This window comes from Chromobacterium subtsugae (genome assembly GCF_035919665.1).
Taxonomy (GTDB): Bacteria; Pseudomonadota; Gammaproteobacteria; order Burkholderiales; family Chromobacteriaceae; genus Chromobacterium; species Chromobacterium subtsugae.
The window spans coordinates 864,780-880,594 of the sequence record NZ_CP142381.1; the positions used below are offsets into that span (position 1 = coordinate 864,780).

At 65.4% G+C, this 15,815-nt stretch carries 13 protein-coding genes; 3 read left to right on the forward strand and 10 right to left on the reverse strand.

The annotated features are described in order from the left end of the window. Positions 1 to 11: 11 nt before the first annotated feature. Genes U6115_RS04290 through U6115_RS04300 form a run of 3 tightly spaced genes read right to left on the reverse strand, consistent with a single transcriptional unit; the run spans position 12 to position 2,185 of the window. Complete coding sequence (locus U6115_RS04290) at positions 12 to 1,490, reverse strand: sodium:solute symporter family transporter (protein WP_043577081.1); 1,479 nt, start codon at positions 1,488 to 1,490, stop codon at positions 12 to 14. Next, on the reverse strand, positions 1,487 to 1,696 hold the full coding sequence (locus U6115_RS04295) for a hypothetical protein (RefSeq protein WP_043577084.1): 210 nt from the start codon (positions 1,694 to 1,696) through the stop codon (positions 1,487 to 1,489). Before U6115_RS04295 ends, U6115_RS04290 begins: the two co-directional genes overlap by 4 nt. A 39-nt stretch (positions 1,697 to 1,735) precedes the next feature. After that, positions 1,736 to 2,185: a GNAT family N-acetyltransferase gene (locus U6115_RS04300; protein ID WP_043577093.1), complete on the reverse strand. Its 450-nt coding sequence runs from the start codon at positions 2,183 to 2,185 to the stop codon at positions 1,736 to 1,738. 3 nt (positions 2,186 to 2,188) lie between these two features. Between U6115_RS04300 and U6115_RS04305 the strand changes: the two genes are divergently transcribed. Together U6115_RS04305 and U6115_RS04310 are read left to right on the forward strand one after the other, a co-directional pair. Next, the gene (locus U6115_RS04305; RefSeq protein WP_146008374.1) at positions 2,189 to 3,121 is read left to right on the forward strand and encodes a hypothetical protein; all 933 of its coding nucleotides are present in this window, start codon (positions 2,189 to 2,191) and stop codon (positions 3,119 to 3,121) included. Between the two features lie 156 nt (positions 3,122 to 3,277). Beyond that, positions 3,278 to 5,248: a phosphocholine-specific phospholipase C gene (locus U6115_RS04310; protein ID WP_043577097.1), complete on the forward strand. Its 1,971-nt coding sequence runs from the start codon at positions 3,278 to 3,280 to the stop codon at positions 5,246 to 5,248. 66 nt (positions 5,249 to 5,314) lie between these two features. On the opposite strand, the gene U6115_RS04315 is transcribed toward U6115_RS04310, so the two are convergent. Together U6115_RS04315 and dnaE are read right to left on the reverse strand one after the other, a co-directional pair. Next, positions 5,315 to 5,527 carry a cold-shock protein gene (locus U6115_RS04315; RefSeq protein WP_043577099.1) on the reverse strand — a complete coding sequence of 71 codons (213 nt, stop codon included), beginning with the start codon at positions 5,525 to 5,527 and terminating at the stop codon, positions 5,315 to 5,317. 330 nt (positions 5,528 to 5,857) lie between these two features. Next, positions 5,858 to 9,298, reverse strand: a complete 3,441-nt coding sequence (dnaE, locus tag U6115_RS04320) for a DNA polymerase III subunit alpha (protein WP_043577101.1) — start codon at positions 9,296 to 9,298, stop codon at positions 5,858 to 5,860. A 126-nt stretch (positions 9,299 to 9,424) separates the two neighbouring features. On the opposite strand from dnaE, the gene U6115_RS04325 reads away from it, so the two are divergent. Beyond that, positions 9,425 to 10,027, forward strand: a complete 603-nt coding sequence (locus tag U6115_RS04325; protein ID WP_043577104.1) for a flavin reductase family protein — start codon at positions 9,425 to 9,427, stop codon at positions 10,025 to 10,027. A 6-nt stretch (positions 10,028 to 10,033) separates the two neighbouring features. Here U6115_RS04325 and U6115_RS04330 read toward each other — a convergent pair whose 3' ends face one another. From U6115_RS04330 to U6115_RS04350, 5 genes are all read right to left on the reverse strand, one after another. Then, positions 10,034 to 10,936 (reverse strand): VirK/YbjX family protein, encoded by a 903-nt coding sequence (locus tag U6115_RS04330; RefSeq protein WP_052258141.1) that lies wholly within the window; start codon positions 10,934 to 10,936, stop codon positions 10,034 to 10,036. Between the two features lie 176 nt (positions 10,937 to 11,112). Continuing rightward, on the reverse strand, positions 11,113 to 11,358 hold the full coding sequence (locus U6115_RS04335; protein WP_043577110.1) for a PhaM family polyhydroxyalkanoate granule multifunctional regulatory protein: 246 nt from the start codon (positions 11,356 to 11,358) through the stop codon (positions 11,113 to 11,115). Positions 11,359 to 11,433: 75 nt separating this feature from the next. After that, positions 11,434 to 13,704, reverse strand: coding sequence for an NADP-dependent malic enzyme (locus U6115_RS04340; protein WP_043577113.1), 2,271 nt, complete (start codon positions 13,702 to 13,704; stop codon positions 11,434 to 11,436). Positions 13,705 to 13,858: 154 nt separating this feature from the next. After that, positions 13,859 to 15,187 (reverse strand): TRAP transporter large permease, encoded by a 1,329-nt coding sequence (locus U6115_RS04345; protein ID WP_043577116.1) that lies wholly within the window; start codon positions 15,185 to 15,187, stop codon positions 13,859 to 13,861. Then, positions 15,184 to 15,771 carry a TRAP transporter small permease gene (locus U6115_RS04350; protein WP_043577119.1) on the reverse strand — a complete coding sequence of 196 codons (588 nt, stop codon included), beginning with the start codon at positions 15,769 to 15,771 and terminating at the stop codon, positions 15,184 to 15,186. The genes U6115_RS04345 and U6115_RS04350 overlap by 4 nt, the downstream gene beginning before the upstream one ends. Positions 15,772 to 15,815 lie beyond the last annotated feature (44 nt).

The window sequence follows — 15,815 nt, forward strand, 5'->3', positions numbered from 1 at the left end:
GGAGTGCGCTTTCAGGTGTTGGTGGAAGCCGCGCCGTTGCGGGAGCCCAGCCATGCCGCGGCGAAGGCCAGCGGCACGGAGAACAGCGCGGGATTGGCGTAGGGGAACAGCGGTTTGGCGTGGCCCAGCGCCGCCACCCACACCGCCGGGCCGCAGACGATCAGCGCCAGCGACGAAGCGATGCCCGCCGCGCCGCCCCAAACCACGCCGCGCGCGGTGAGGTCTTGCCAGCGCAAGGCCAGCAGCAGCAGCGGGAAATTGGCGGAGGCGGCGATGGCGAAGGCCAGGCCCATCATCACCGCGATGTTCAATTGCTGGAACAGCGTGGACAGAACGATGCCGAACAGGCCGAGCGCCAGCGTGGCCAGTCGCGAAACGCGCAGCTCCCGGCGCGGCTCGGCCTGGCCGCGCTTCAGCCATACCGCGTACAGATCGTGGCTGACGGCGCTGGCGCCGGCCAGCGCCAGGCCGGACACCACAGCCAGGATGGTGGCGAAGGCGACTGCGGCCACCAGCGCGCTGGCGGTTTCTCCGCCCAGCAGGCGCGCCAGGTGCAGCGCGGCCATATTGCCGCCGCCCAGCAGTTTGCCGTCGGCGCCGTGGAAGCGCGCGTCGGGTCCCACCAGCGTCATCGCGCCGTAGCCGATGACGATGTTGAGAGCGAAGAAGGCGGCCACCAGCCAGGTGGCGATGCCGACCGAGCGGCGCGCGGCGCGCGCGTCGGCCACGGTGAAGAAGCGCATCAGCACATGCGGCAGGCCGAGTAGGCCCAGGCTCAGCCCCAGGCCCAGCGACAGCATCTCCACCGGGTCGGCCAGCGCCTGGCTGGGCAGAAAGGCGGCCGCGCCGCGCAGTTTCTCCGCGGCGTCGAACAGCGCCGCCGGGCTGCCGCCGAAGCGCGCCAGCACGCCGCCGGCCAGCAGCAGCGCGCAGATGAACAGCAGGCTGGCCTTGCTGATCTGCACCCAGGTGGTGGCCAGCATGCCGCCCAGCGCCACGTAGACCATCATCAGCGCGCCCACCAGGCCGACGGCAGCGAGGTAGGGCAGGCCGAACAGCAGCTCGATCAGCTTGCCGGCGCCGACCAGCTGCACCACCAGGTAGCACAGCGTCACGGTCAGCGAGCCGGCGATGCTGACCAGGCGCACGCCGGCGTGGTCGAAGCGCTGGCTGAGCACGCCGGCCACGGTATAGCGGCCGCGCCGGCGCAGCGGCTCGGCCAGCAGCAGCAACAGCAGCGGCCAGCCCGCCAGCGTGCCCACCGCGTAGGCCAGCGAGTCGTAGCCCTGGCCCAGATACATGCCGGCGGCGCCGAGGAAGGCCGCTGCGGACAGGTAGTCGCCGGCCAGCGCCAGGCCGTTCTGCCAGGCCGGCAGGTGGCCGCCGGCGGTATAGAAATCATTAAGGGACGCGGTGCGGCGCCGCGCGGCGGCGGTGATGGCCAGCGTCAGCAGGATCAGGGCGGTGAACAGCAGCTGGGCGTGGCTCATGATGCGTCCTCATCGCGCGAGCCGCCGTGCAGCGCGGCGATCAGGCAGAACAGCAACAGCAGCGCCAGCGCCAGCAGAATGGAAACCGGCAGGCCGGCCAGCCGGCAGGCCAGCCAGCCGGGGCGCGCGGCCAGGATCAGGTAGTAGCCGAGACAGGCGGCGATGGTGAGGAGGACCAGCAGTCGCTGGCAGGGTGCGGGCTTCATGCGGCGGGCAATCGGGCAAAGAGTCGAGTGTAGCGCATGTCAGGCGGATGCGGCCGCTTGCCATTGCATCAGCCAGCGCGCCTCGCCGGGGCCGAAATAGTCCGGCTCGTGGCCGACGGCGGCGAAGCCCAGCCGCTGGTACAGCGCCGCGGCCGGATTGGCCGGGTCCACCGTCAGGCGGATGCTGCGCGCGCGCGGCCGCATGGCCGCCAGCGCCGCCTGCATCAAGGCCTTGCCGGTTCCGTTGCCGCGGCAGGCGGGCAGCAGCGCCAGCGACAGCAGCCACAGCTGGTCCGGCTCCTGGGACGGCGCGCCCAGCGCGTAGCCGATGGGCGCGCCGCGTTCGTCTTCGGCCAGCCAGAACCAGTCCGGCCACAGGTCCAGCGCCTGGCGGAAGAAAAAGTCCGGGTAGACGTGGCTGCCGAACACGGCTTGTTCGATGGCGAAGATGGCGTCGAGATCGGCGCGGCGGGCCTGGCGGAGTCGCATGGAGTGCTTTCGTGTTTTTGTTGGAATGCGCAGCCTAATGGAAGGCGTCCAGCCGGTAAAGTCCGGCTGAGGCGGCGCAAGGGTTTTGATATCATTGATCTTTTACTATCGAAGGGAACGCGTCCGCATTGGTTGGCGCGAAACAGCATGATGAATGTGTCTGGTTTTGGGGGAAAGTGCCGGGTTGGCAGAAAGTGGCCGGCGTACGCCGCGCTGGCGCTGGGCATGGCGGGCCATGCCGCCGCGGCGCTGGCGGCGGACGAACCGGCGACGCCGCTGTCCGCGGAGCTGAAGGATAGGTACGAGCAAATGCAGGATGATGTGCCCAATCGCGTTCCCATGCTTAGCCTGACGCCGGCCGCATCGGGCCGCGCCGGGCAAATGGAGGCGTTGGTGCGCCAGTGCATGAACGAGCAGTTGCAGAAACGCAATGATTACAGCCTGGAGCTGCAGCGCGCCGGGGCCGCGGTCTTGCTGGATATGAAAAGAATCCGCGAGGACAACGCCGTCGAAGAAAGCAGGACGATAGTGGAGAACCTGCGCGCGGCCGCGCAGCGCCATCGTTATGACATGGACGCGGTTCCCGGATGCCTGGAGGACAACCTCGGCAAGCTGAAACTGAGCAAGGCCGCGAAGAAAGACTTCATGCGCGGGGTGAGCGCCGGCATGGCCAAAAGCCGTTATCAGGCGGAAAGAATCTGGACGCTGGAGTTCGCCTTGATCGACCAGATGGCGGCGGCCACGCAATATCTGACCGCGAACAAGAACTATTGGTCGATCGACGACAGCGGCCGGATGGCGTACGCCTCTCCCCAGGTGAAGGCGCAGGCGGAGTCGATGTTGGCGGTGCTGGGCAAGCTGCGCGATCAGCAACGCGAACTGGGGCGGCAAGGCGTGGCCAACGGACTGGCCAATATGAGAAAAGCCGGCATGTGAGGCGGCATGCCCGCCGGGCGCGAAGCCGCGCCGCGCGGATAGAGACCACCGGGAGGAGCCTGATCCCATTAATCAAATCTAAATATTGAGAAAGCACACTGCGCGCTGGCCAGAATTGCCATGGTCATCAAACCTGAACATTTCCGGAGGGTTGTCATGAGCGAGTTGTCACGTCGCGAGTTTCTCAAGTTGTCGGCCGCCGGCGTCGCCGCCGGCGCCATTCCGCCCGGGCTGGCCGCGGCGATGGCGATCCGCCCCGCCGGGCGCAGCCTGTCCGCGGTCAAGCACGTGGTGGTGTTCATGCAGGAAAACCGCTCGTTCGACCACTATTTCGGCATGCTGCGCGGGGTGCGCGGCTTCGGCGACCGCAGCGCGCTGCAGCTGCGAAACGGCAGCAGCGTGTTCCGCCAGCCGCATCTGCTGTCCAGCGAGTTTCCCTTCCACCTGGACAGCAGCCGCACCAACGCGCAATACCTGACCGACCTCGACCACTCCTGGACCGGCACCCACGCCGCCTGGAACCAGGGTAAATACGATGGCTGGGTGGCGGCCAAGACCGGCCTGACCATGGGCTACTTCAACCGCGCCGACATTCCCTACCACTACGCGCTGGCCGACGCCTTCACCATCTGCGACGGCTATTTCTGTTCGCAGCAGGGGCCGACCAATCCCAACCGCCTGTACCTGTGGAGCGGCACGGTGGACGCCGCCGGCAAGAACGGCGGCCCGGTCACCGACAACAGCGAGAAGGGCTACAGCTGGACCACCTATCCGGAGCGGCTGCAGGCGGCCGGCGTCAGCTGGAAGGTGTACCAGGTGGTCGGCGACAATTTCGACGACAACGCGCTGGCCTGGTTCACCCAGTACCGCAACGCCAAGCCCGGCAATCCGCTGCACGACCGCGGCATGAGCTCGGTGCCCAAGGTCAGCGGCAATTCGGTGAAGGACCTAGTGGCGGCCATCCGCAGCGACGCGGTGAACGGCACGCTGCCGCAGGTGTCGTGGATCGTCGCGCCGCAGGATTATTCCGAACACCCCAGCGCGCCTCCGGCCGCCGGCGCCTACTTGGTGGACCAGGTGCTGCAGGCGCTGACCGCCAATCCGGATGTCTGGGCCTCCACGGTGATGCTGCTCAATTACGACGAGAACGACGGCCTGTTCGACCACGTGCCGCCGCCGGTGCCGCCGTCCGGCACCGCGGGCGAATTCGTGTCCGGCGCGCCGATCGGCCTGGGGCCGCGGGTGCCGCTGCTGGTGCTGTCGCCGTGGAGCCGCGGCGGCTACGTCTGCTCGCAGGTGTTCGACCACACCTCGGTGCTGCGCTTTCTGGAAACCTGGAGCGGGGTGCAGGAACCCAATATCTCGGCCTGGCGCCGCCAGGTGTGCGGCGATCTGACCGCGGCGCTGGATTTCGGCAGCAGCAATACCAGCCTGCCGGCTTTCCCGGACACCGCGGCGCTGCTGACCCAGGCGCAGCAAAGCAAGGGCTGGCCGGCGCCGACCGCGCCGGTGCCGGGGCAGATGCCGCAGCCGGAGGCGGGCCGCCGTCCGGCGCGCGCCTTGCCCTACCAGTGCAATGCCTACGCCAGCACCGATGTGGCCGGCGGCATGGTGTGGATACACATGCAGAACAGCGGTAGCCAGGGTGCCCATTACGCCATCTACGCCAACCAGTACCGGCTGGACGGCCCGTGGCAATATGACGTGGCCGCCGGCGGCAACATCCAGGACTACTTCCATGTGCAGACTTACGGCGGCGGCTGGTACGACCTGACCCTGTACGGCCCCAACGGCTTCCTGCGCCGCTTCGCCGGCAATATCCACAGCGCGGCCGGCGTGCTGGAGGCGGTGAGCGGCGTGTCGGTGGTGCAGGGCGTGCCGCAGCTGACCCTGCAGCTGAACAATGGCGGCAAGGTCGCGGCGACTTTCCAGGTGAGCGCCAACGGCTATGGCGGCGGGGCGCCGCAGCAGGTCAGCGTCAACGGCGGCGGCAGCCAGCTGCTGAGCTGGAACCTATCCGGCGTGTACGGCTGGTACGACTTCACCGTCACCTGCAGCAACGACACCAGTTTCATTCGCCGCCTGGTCGGCCATGTGGAAAACGGCGCCGCCAGCGTCAGCGGTTGAGCGCGGCGGCCGGGCAATAAAAAAACCCCTGTCATGTCGACAGGGGTTTTTCCGTTGGACGGACGATTACTCGACGCGAACCTGTACGGCTTGCAGGCCTTTCTGGCCTTTTTCAACCACGAAGGAAACGGTCTGGCCTTCCTTCAGGCTTTTGAAACCATCGCTTTCGATAGCTTTGAAATGCACGAACAGGTCGTCACCGCCACCTTGAGGGGTGATGAAGCCGAAGCCTTTTTCATCGTTGAACCACTTTACGGTGCCGGATTGGCGATTAGACATGGGATATCTCCAGGAAACGGGTGTTTTCAGTGCGGTATGGCTCAGGTCGGCAAAGGCCGGCCGATCATGCACCTTAGCCCATCATAAGCGAATTCTCGCGTTTGTGGCTGATTAGTCGCTCAGCGCGGCATCGGCAATGCCGGCCTCGTGGCGGGAAGCCCCTGCTTTGATTGGGGAATTTTGCGGAAAGGGTATGCCGCGGACGTACAGTCGCTGTACGAAATGCCAGGCCGTCTAGCCTGGCGCGCGTGGCTTGGCGGCGTGATGGATGCCGGTTTGCGCCAATGAAAATGCCGCCCGCCGGCGGCGGACGGCATCTGGCGGCGGCGCTTACCACATCACCTTGACCCGGTTCTCACCCAGCCAGTCGGACAGCGCCAGCAGCAGCCCGTCGTCCAGCCGCACCCCCCATTCCGGCGGCAGCATCAGGTCGCCTTTGGCCTCGCCGTTATTGTAATGCAGCCGCACCGGGCAGCCGGCGTCCTGGCTCTTGAACGGGTGCAGCTCGGACTTGAGGCGGGCGACGTCCACCTGCCCGGACAGCTGCAGCGCCAGGCTGCGGGCGTAGCGGCTGCGCGCTTCGCCCAGGCTGTACAGCTTGTCGACGATGATGCGCAGGCGGCCGGCGCCGGCGAAGCTGTCCTCGCTGACCTTGCCTTCCACCACCAGCACCACGTCTTCCTTCAGCTTGTCGCGGTTGGTCTCGAAGCTTTCGGCGAACAGGCTGACCTCCAGCTTGGTGCTGCCGTCGTCCAGCTCGACGAAGGCCATTTTGCCGCGGTTGCCCACCTTGACGCGGATGCCGGTGACGAAGCCGGCCAGCAGCTGCGGCGACTTGTTGGGTATCAGCCGCGACAGCGGCGTCTTGATGAAGGCGCGCACTTCTTTTTCGTAGGCGGAGAACGGGTGGCCGGACAGGTAGAAGCCGATGGCCAGCTTTTCCTCGGCCAGCTTCACCGCGTCGCTCCACGGCCGGGTGGCCACCATTTCCACCGCCGGCGCGACGTCGTCGCCGAACATGTCGAACAGGCCGCCCTGGTTGGCGTTGGCGTGCTCCTGCTCCGCCGCCTCCATCGCCAGGCCGACGTTGGCGAACAACAGCGCGCGGTTGGGTTCGATGGAGTCGAAGGCGCCGGCGCGGATCAGCGCCTCGATCACCCGCTTGTTGACCAGCTTCTTGTCGGTGCGCTTGCAGAAGTCGAACAGGTTGGCGAACGGGCCGCCGGCCTCGCGCATCGCGACGATGTGGTCCACCGCCGATTCGCCGCTGCCCTTCACCGCGCCCAGCGCGTAGCGGATTTCCTTGCGGCTGACCGGCACGAAGCGGTAGTGGCTGTGGTTGACGTCCGGCGGCAGGAACACCAGGCCGTTCTTGTGGTCGGTGGCGTCGTCGTAGAAAATCTTCAGCTGGTCGGTGTTGTCCAGTTCGGTTGACATGGTCGCCGCCATGTAGGCGGCGCAGTGGTGCGCCTTCAGCCAGGCGGTGTGGTAGGCCACCAGCGCGTAGGCGGCGGCGTGCGACTTGTTGAAGCCGTAGCCGGCGAATTTCTCCATGTAGTCGAAGATTTCGTTGGCCTTGGCTTCCGGGATGTCCTGCTTGCCGGCGCCTTCGACGAACATGGCGCGCTGCGCCACCATCTCCTCGACCTTCTTCTTGCCCATCGCGCGGCGCAGCAAGTCGGCGCCGCCCAGGCTGTAGCCGCCGATCACCTGCGCCGACTGCATCACCTGTTCCTGGTACACCATGATGCCGTAGGTGGGCGCCAGCACCGGCTCCAGCAGCGGGTGCAGGTATTCGAACTTGGCGCCGTGCATCCGCTGGATGAAGTCGGGGATCAGGTCCATCGGGCCGGGGCGGTACAAGGCCACGAAGGCGATAATTTCCTCGAACTTGCTCGGTTTGGCCTCCATCAGCATCTTTTTCATGCCGCTGGACTCGAACTGGAACACGCCGGTGGTGTTGGCGCTGGCGAACACCTTGTAGGCGTCGCGGTCGTCCAGCGGCAGGTGGGCGACATCGACGTCCTCGCCGCTGACCTGTTTGATGTACTTCTGCGCCAGCTCGATGATGGTGAGGTTGCGCAGGCCCAGGAAGTCGAACTTCACCAGGCCGATCTGCTCGACGTCGTCCTTGTCGAACTGGGAAACCGGAGAGGCGCCTTCGCCGCTGGCGATGTAGAGCGGGCAGAAGTCGGTCAGCCTGCCCGGCGCGATCAGCACGCCGCCGGCGTGCATGCCGATGCCGCGCGTCAGGTCTTCCAGCTTCATCGCCAGTTCGATCAGCTCGCCGGCGCCTTCGTTTTCGATGATCTCGCCGATTTGCGCTTCCATCTCCATCGCCTTGGTCAGCGACAGCGGCTTGTTGGCCTCCAGCGGAATCAGCTTGGACAGGCGGTCGCACAGGCCGAAGGGCAGGTCCAGCACCCGGCCGACGTCGCGGATCACCGATTTGGACGACATGGTGCCGAAGGTGGCGATCTGGCTGACTGCCTCCTCGCCGTATTTCCGCCGGGTATATTCGATCACCCGCCAGCGGTTTTCCTGGCAGAAGTCGACGTCGAAGTCGGGCATCGACACCCGCTCCGGATTGAGGAAGCGCTCGAACAGCAGCGCGTATTTCAGCGGATCCAGGTCGGTGATCGACAGGCTGTAGGCCACCAAGGAGCCGGCGCCGGAACCCCGGCCCGGGCCTACCGGGCAGCCGTTGGCCTTGCCCCACTGGATGAAGTCCGCCACGATCAGGAAGTAGCCGGGGAAGCCCATCTGGATGATGGTGTCGCACTCGAATTTCAGCCGCTCGTCGTACTCGGGGCGCCTTTCCCGGCGTACTGCCTCGTCCGGGTACAGCTGCGCCAGCCGCGCCTCCAGCCCGCGCTTGGCCTCGTGCACCAGGAAGTCGTCCAGCGACATGCCGTCCGGCGTCGGGAACAGCGGCAGGTAGTTCTTGCCCAGCACCACGCTGATATTGCAGCGCTTGGCGATTTCCACGGTGTTGGCCAGCGCTTCCGGAATGTCGGCGAAACGCGCCAGCATTTCATCGGCGCTGAGAAAGTATTGGCACTCGCTGAAGGCGCGCGGCCGGCGCTTGTCGCCCAGCGTGTAGCCTTCGGCGATGCAGACCCGCGCTTCGTGCGCCTTGAAATCGTCCGGATCCATGAACTGGATCGGGTGGGTGGCCACCACCGGCAGGCCCATTTCGCCGGCCAGCCACAGCGTGGCCTGCACCACGTTTTCCACCTGGGCGCTGTCCACGCGCTGCACTTCCAGATAGAACGAGCCCGGGAACAGTTTTTCCCAGTAGGCGGCGCGGCGTTGCGCTTCTTCGCGCTGCGCCATCGCCAGCGCCATGCCGACATCGCCGAGATGGGCGCCGGACAGGCACAAGAGGTTGCTGTTGTCGCCGGACTCCAGCCAGGCGCGCTTGATCTCGGCGCGGCCGCGGTACTGGTTGTGGCTGAAGGCCTCGGTCAGCAGTTCGCACAGCCGGCGGTAGCCCTCGCGGTTCTTGGCGGTGAGCAGCAGCCGGTACGGCTTGTCGCGGTCTTCCTCGTTTTCCAGCCAGATGTCGGCCGAGACGATGGGCTTGATGCCCTTGTTGCGGCAGCTCTTGTAGAACTTGACCATGCCGAACAGGTTCATCAGGTCGGACATGCCCAAGGCGGGCATGCCGTCCTTGACGGCGCGCTTCACCGCGTCGTCGAGGCGGACGACGCCGTCGGTGATGGAAAACTCCGAATGGAGGCGAAGATGGACAAAGCGGGGTGCGTTCATCCCGGCATTTTACCGGCTGGCGCTGTGGCAAACCAGTTGAATCGCCGACGCCGTGCGGCTGGTGTTCGGCACGCCATGCACATTAGAATGATGGCATCATGGTATTAATGACGGTGCGAGAACCAGATGGAGTTCAATGTGCAGCAATTGGAGCGGACGAATCTGTATCAACTGCTGGTGGGGTGCGTGCTGCCCCGTCCTATCGCCTGGGTCAGCACCCAGGACCTGAAGGGCGTTTGCAACCTGGCGCCGTTTTCATTTTTCAATGTGATGAGCATCAACCCGCCGTTGCTGGGGATCAGCATACTCAAGCAGGCTTCGGAGCGCGACAAGGATACGCTGGCCAATATCCGCCTGACCGGCGAGCTGGTGGTCAACATCGTCAGCCAGGCGCTGGCCGAGGCGATGAATGTCAGCTGCGGCGGCTATCCGGCCGATGTCGACGAGTTCGAGCTGGCCAGCGTGGCCAAGGTGGACAGCGTCACGGTGAAGCCGCCGGGCGTGGCCGAGGCGCCGGTGCGGCTGGAGTGCACGCTGCACCAGTGCCTGACCTTCGGCCACGGCACCGGTGCCGGCAATCTGGTGCTGGCGGAAGTGCGCCACATCCATGTGGCGGACAGGGTATGGAATGAGGGCGCGATAGACGATGTCGCGCTGCAGGCGGTGGGCAAGCTGGGTGGCGACCGCTACAGCCTGGGTCAGCCGGCCTTCAGCCTGACCCGGCCCTGAGCGGTTTTACAGCGCCGTCTGGGTCTGGGCGGACAGCGCGTCCAGCAGCGCGTAGCGGCGCTGGTATTCGGCGCGTTTCTTGCTGGCGATATCCGCCATGGCCTTGCGCGCCAGCGTCAGCGGGATGCGGAAGAAGCGCCCGCCTTCCATCGGCTCCGCGTCCAGCGTTTCCCAGAAGCTGTCGTAGTCGGCGAAGAAGTTGCGGCGGTAGCGCCAGGAACTGTAGATATGCTCGGCCTTGCCGACAGCCAGGATTTCGTCGGCGCCGATCTTGCGCGCCAGCGCCGTCAGCGCTTCCATCGCCAGCCGCTTGGGAAACAGGCCATGGGCGAGCTTGGTGGCGAGCTGCACGCTTTCGGCGCCGTGCGGCTTGGTCGGGCCTTGCAGCCCGCCCACCATCACCACCAAGTCTTCGCCGCGTCGGGTCAGGGTGAAGGTGAGGGTGGCCAGCGCCACGCGCTCGGCATTGCACACCTGCAGCGACATTTCACCTTCCTTGTCGAAAGTGTGCTGCTGCGTCAGCAGCACGTGCAGCGCGCCGTCGTTCTTGCCGGTCAGGGCGGCCAGCGCTACCGGCTGATTGGACAGCAGCAGGCCGCGCGCCGGCTCGCAGAAGCGCTGCTCCAACAACTGGTAATGCGCTTGCAGCGCCTGCAGCTTGCCGCGCGCGTTCAGCGAGCGGTACAGATAGGGGCGGTGCAGCTTGCAGGCCAGGCGCGGGTTGCGCCGCAGATAGGTCAGCAGGGCCTGCGAGCGGAAGGTTTCCAGCCAGCGCAGGGTCCAGGGCAGCGTCAGCATGCCGCGGAGGACGAACTTGAAGCGGTTCTTGCCCTCGTCAAAGCCATCTCTTTGGGAGAATTCCCCGCTAGCCAGCGACCAGAACAGATCCACCGAATTGATTACAGTCATGTGGAACCTCATCCTTAAGGTCGTAAGGATAAGTTAAATCCGCATATAAATTTGTTAATTGTTGTGTAGTCTAGTGTGACTGTATGTGACGCCTGACCATTTTGTCATGATGGTCTGTGCGGTTTTATCCCGTGGCTGCGGGAACGCGCCGGCCGCGCCTGCCCGGCGAGGCGGGTTCAGCCTGCCGGGGGCTCTTTCGGCCGCATCGAGTGCAGCGCGCTTTTCTGCATTTCCAGCGTCTTGATCTGCATCGACAGCACGCCCAGATTCATCGTCATCCAGCCTTCCACCACCTTGAGTTCGGCCAGCTTGCGGTCGATCTCCTCTTCCGACATCGGCGGCAGGAAAGCCTGCATGCCGGGCGGGGTGGCTTGCTGCCAAAATTGGCGGAACAGGGCGAACGGATCGTTGTCTTGGCTCATGGCGGTTTCCTGGCAAAAAAAACGGGCAAGCGACGCTTGCCCGTTCAGTATAAGCCTGGATGGCTCAGCCGACGATCAGCACTGGGCGTCCACCGACGCCAGCGCCACCATGTTGACGATGCGGCGCACCGAGGCGATAGGCGTGAGGATGTGCACCGGCTTGGCCATGCCCATCAGGATCGGGCCGATGGTCACGCCGTCGGACGCCGACACGCGCAGCAGGTTGTAGCTGATGTTGGCGGCTTCCACGTTCGGCATGATCAACAGGTTGGCCGAGCCCTTCAGCGTGGAGTCCGGCAGCGCCTGCTGGCGGATGCTTTCCACCAGCGCGGCGTCGCCCTGCATCTCGCCGTCGATTTCCAGTTCCGGCTGCGCTTCGCGGATCAGGTCGAAGGCGGCGCGCATCTTCTGCGCCGACGGCGTGTTCAGCGCGCCGAAGCTGGAGTTGGACAGCAGCGCGGCCTTCGGCTGGATGCCGAAGCGCTTGATCGACTCGGACGCCATCTTGGTGATGGAGGCCAGCTGTTCCGCGCTCGGCTCGGCGTTGACGTAGGTGTCGGTGATGAAGATGTTGCCGGTCGGCAGGATCAGCGCGTTCATCGCGCCGGCCACCTTGTCTTCGTTGGCGTAGCCGAGCACGTTCTCCAGAATGTCGAAGTGCTGGCGGTACGGGCCGTAGGTGCCGCAGATCAGCGCGTCGGCGTCGCCGCGGCGCACCATCATCGCGCCGATCAGCGTGGTGTTGCCGATCACGCGGCGGCGCGCCTGCTCCTGCGACACGCCCTTGCGCTTCGTCAGCTGGTAGTAGTCTTTCCAGTACTCGGTGAAGCGCGGGTCGGATTCGTTGTTGACCAGCTCGAAGTCGACGCCCGGGCGCATCTTCAGGCCCAGTTTCTCGATGCGCTTCTCGATCACGCTGGGGCGGCCCACCAGGATCGGCTTGGCCAGGCCTTGGGTGACGATCTCCTGGGTGGCGTGCAGCACGCGCTCGTCTTCGCCCTCGGTCAGGACCACGCGCTTCGGGTCTTTCTTGGCCTGGGAGAACACCGGCTTCATGAACAGGTTGGTCTTGTAGACGAACTGCGCCAGCTGGTCGGCGTAGGCGTCGAAGTCCTGGATCGGGCGGGTGGCGACGCCGGACTCCATCGCGGCCTTGGCCACGGCCGGGGCGATCTTGACGATCAGGCGCGGGTCGAACGGCTTCGGAATCACGTATTCCGGGCCGAAGGACAGCTCCTGGTCGCCGTAGGCGGTGGCGACCACGTCGTTCTGTTCGGCCATCGCCAGGTCGGCGATCGCGCGCACGGTGGCCAGCTTCATCTCTTCATTGATGGTGGTGGCGCCCACGTCCAGCGCGCCGCGGAAGATGAAGGGGAAGCACAGCACGTTGTTGACCTGGTTCGGGAAGTCCGAACGGCCGGTGCCGATGATGGCGTCCGGACGCACTTCCTTCACCAGCGGCGGCAGGATTTCCGGTTCCGGATTGGCCATCGCCAGGATCAACGGGTCGCGGGCCATGGACTTGACCATGTCTTGCGACACCAGGCGCGGGCCGGACAGGCCCATGAAGATGTCGGAGCCGACCATCGCGTCGGCCAGCTTGCGCCAGCCGTTGTCCTTGATGGCGTAGCGCAGCTTGGACTCGTCCAGCTTCTCGTCGCGGCCGACGAAGACCACGCCCTTGGAGTCGCAGATGGTGATGTTTTCGCGCTTCACGCCCAGTGCCACCAGCAGGTCCAGGCAGGCGATGGCGGCGGCGCCGGCGCCGGAGGCCACCACGCGCACTTCGCCGATTTCCTTCTTCACCAGGCGCAGGCCGTTCAGGACGGCGGCGGCGGCGACGATGGCGGTGCCGTGCTGGTCGTCGTGGAACACCGGAATGCCCATGCGCTCGCGGCACTTCTTCTCGATGTAGAAGCACTCCGGCGCCTTGATGTCTTCCAGGTTGATGCCGCCGAAGGTCGGCTCCAGCGAGCAGATGATGTCCACCAGCTTGTCAGGGTCCAGCTCGTTGACTTCGATGTCGAACACATCGATGCCGGCGAATTTCTTGAACAGCACGCCCTTGCCTTCCATCACCGGCTTGCTGGCCAGCGCGCCGATGTTGCCCAGGCCCAGCACCGCGGTGCCGTTGGAGATCACCGCCACCAGGTTGCCGCGGGCGGTGTACTTGTAGGCGTTGAGCGGGTCTTCGACGATGGCGTCGCAGGGAGCGGCCACGCCGGGGGAGTAGGCCAGCGCCAGATCGCGCTGGGTGGTCAGCGGCTTGGTCGGCGCGACCTGGATCTTACCCGGGGTTGGGAACTGGTGAAATTCCAGCGCGCTTTGGCGCAGTTGCTCGTCCATTCGCAGGCTCCTGATTGAGAGATGTTCTTTTGTTGGATGTAAGGGAGATTTAGCCTCGCATTATAAGACTTAAGCCAGATGCGGGCTATGCCGTGTCAGACAAAAAACGCGATGGGCGAGCCCATCGCGTCGGCATGTTTTCTATGCTGGGATTTCAATTCATCATGCCCAGCGCCCGCGGCAGCCACAGCGAGATTTCCGGGATGAATGTGACCGCCAGCAGGAAGCCCAGCATGGTCAGCAGCCACGGCCACACCGCCACCGTCAATTCGGTGATCCCCATCTTGGTGATCCCCGACGCCACGTAAAGGTTCAATCCCACCGGCGGGTGGCACATGCCCACTTCCATGTTCACCGCGATCAGGATGCCGAAGTGCACCGGGTTGACCCCCAGCTTCACCGCCACCGGGTACAGGATGGGCGCCATGATCAGCACGATGGCCGACGGGTCCATGAAGTTGCCCGCCGCCAGCAGCAGGATGTTGGTCAGCAGCAGGAAGGCGACGACGCCGAAGCCCTGGCTGGCCATCCACGCCGCCATGCTTTGCGGAATCTGCTCGGAAGCCATCAGAAAGGAGAACAGCACCGCGTTGGTGATGATGTAGAGCAGCATCGAACTCATCGACGCGGCGTTGACCAGCACCTTGGGCACGTCCTTCAGCCCCATGTCCTTGTAGACGAACACCGCGATCACGAAGGCGTACACTGCCGCCATCGCCGCCGCTTCGGTGGGGGTGAAGATGCCGGTGTAGATGCCGCCTATCACCAGCACCATCAGCAGCAGGCCCCACACGCAGTCGCGGAAGGCTTCCCAGCGCTCCTTCCAGCTGGCGCGCGGCAGGCGCGGGTAGTCGAACTTCTTCGCCCGATACCAGGTGGTGAGGCCCAAGAGCGCCGACAGGCACAGGCCGGGCAGCACGCCGGCCATGAACAGCTGGCCGACCGAGGCGGTGGACACGCTCATGCCGTTGGGGCCGGTGACGTCCATGCCGGCGGTGGCGATGCTGAACATCACCAGGTTGATCGACGGCGGGAACAGGATGCCCAGCGCGCCGGAGGTGGTGATGACGCCGGCGCCGAAGCGGGCCGGGTAGCCCTGTTTCAGCATCGCCGGCAGGATGATCGAGCCGACCGCCACCACGGTGGCTACCGAAGAGCCGGTGATGGCGGCGAACAGCGCGCACGACACCACGCCGGCGAGGCCGAGGCCGCCGTACCAGTGGCCGACCAGGGTGGTGGCGAAGCGTATCATCCGCCGCGCCACGCCGCCGTGCATCAGGAAATTGCCGGCCAGGATGAAGAACGGGATCGCCATGATCTCGAACTTCTCGATGCCGGTGAACAACTTCAGCGCGACGGAGGTGATCGGCACCTCGGTCATCGTGAACAAAAAGGTGAGTACGGTCAGGCCCAGCGAGATGGAGATCGGCATGCCGGTCAGCATCAGCGCCATCAACAGGCCGAAGATGATCAGCGCGCTCATGGCCGGCCTCCTTGCTTGTCATGCGGATGAAGATTGTCCAGCGCCGGGTCGCCTTCGATGCCGTCGACGTGGCCGTGGTCGTGTTTGGGCAGCGCGCCGGTCTTGACGAAGTTCCAGGCCACTTGCAGGAAGCGGAAGCACATCAGACTGGAGCCGGCGGGAATGGCCAGATAGACCAGCCACATCGGCGCTTCCAGGTCGGGCGAGGTCTGGTCGGTGTGGCCGATCTCCCAGACGAAGTTGCCGCCCATCACGGCCACGGTGCCGGTGAACAGCGCGCCGGCCAACAGGCCGAACACGATGAAGCGGCCGCGGGTCTTGTCCGGCAGGCGGTTGATCAGCACGTCGACGCCGACGTGGATGCCGGTGCGCACGCCGTAGGCGGCGCCGAACTTGGCCATCCAGACGAACAGGTAGACGGTGAGTTCCTGCGCCCACGACAGGTTGATGTGGGCGAGGTAGGGTTGCAGGGTGGGAATGCCCGAGCCGTAGCGGTGCAGCACCGCGACGAACGTGATCAGGGTGGCGGCCCCCATCAGACAGGCGATCATCCACTCCTCGAGGTGGTCGAGGAACTTGAGCATGACGATGTTTCCTAAGTGCGGGAAAACGGCCGGACGGCAAGCCG

Bases quoted from the DNA above. Each gene is read 5' to 3' on its own strand.
- U6115_RS04290 (WP_043577081.1), bottom strand. From the start codon at position 1,490: ATGAGCCACGCCCAGCTGCTGTTCACCGCCCTGATCCTGCTGACGCTG.
- U6115_RS04295 (WP_043577084.1), bottom strand. From the start codon at position 1,696: ATGAAGCCCGCACCCTGCCAGCGACTGCTGGTCCTCCTCACCATCGCC.
- U6115_RS04300 (WP_043577093.1), bottom strand. From the start codon at position 2,185: ATGCGACTCCGCCAGGCCCGCCGCGCCGATCTCGACGCCATCTTCGCC.
- U6115_RS04310 (WP_043577097.1), top strand. From the start codon at position 3,278: ATGAGCGAGTTGTCACGTCGCGAGTTTCTCAAGTTGTCGGCCGCCGGC.
- U6115_RS04315 (WP_043577099.1), bottom strand. From the start codon at position 5,527: ATGTCTAATCGCCAATCCGGCACCGTAAAGTGGTTCAACGATGAAAAA.
- dnaE (WP_043577101.1), bottom strand. From the start codon at position 9,298: ATGAACGCACCCCGCTTTGTCCATCTTCGCCTCCATTCGGAGTTTTCC.
- U6115_RS04325 (WP_043577104.1), top strand. From the start codon at position 9,425: ATGGAGTTCAATGTGCAGCAATTGGAGCGGACGAATCTGTATCAACTG.
- U6115_RS04330 (WP_052258141.1), bottom strand. From the start codon at position 10,936: ATGACTGTAATCAATTCGGTGGATCTGTTCTGGTCGCTGGCTAGCGGG.
- U6115_RS04335 (WP_043577110.1), bottom strand. From the start codon at position 11,358: ATGAGCCAAGACAACGATCCGTTCGCCCTGTTCCGCCAATTTTGGCAG.
- U6115_RS04340 (WP_043577113.1), bottom strand. From the start codon at position 13,704: ATGGACGAGCAACTGCGCCAAAGCGCGCTGGAATTTCACCAGTTCCCA.
- U6115_RS04345 (WP_043577116.1), bottom strand. From the start codon at position 15,187: ATGAGCGCGCTGATCATCTTCGGCCTGTTGATGGCGCTGATGCTGACC.
- U6115_RS04350 (WP_043577119.1), bottom strand. From the start codon at position 15,771: ATGCTCAAGTTCCTCGACCACCTCGAGGAGTGGATGATCGCCTGTCTG.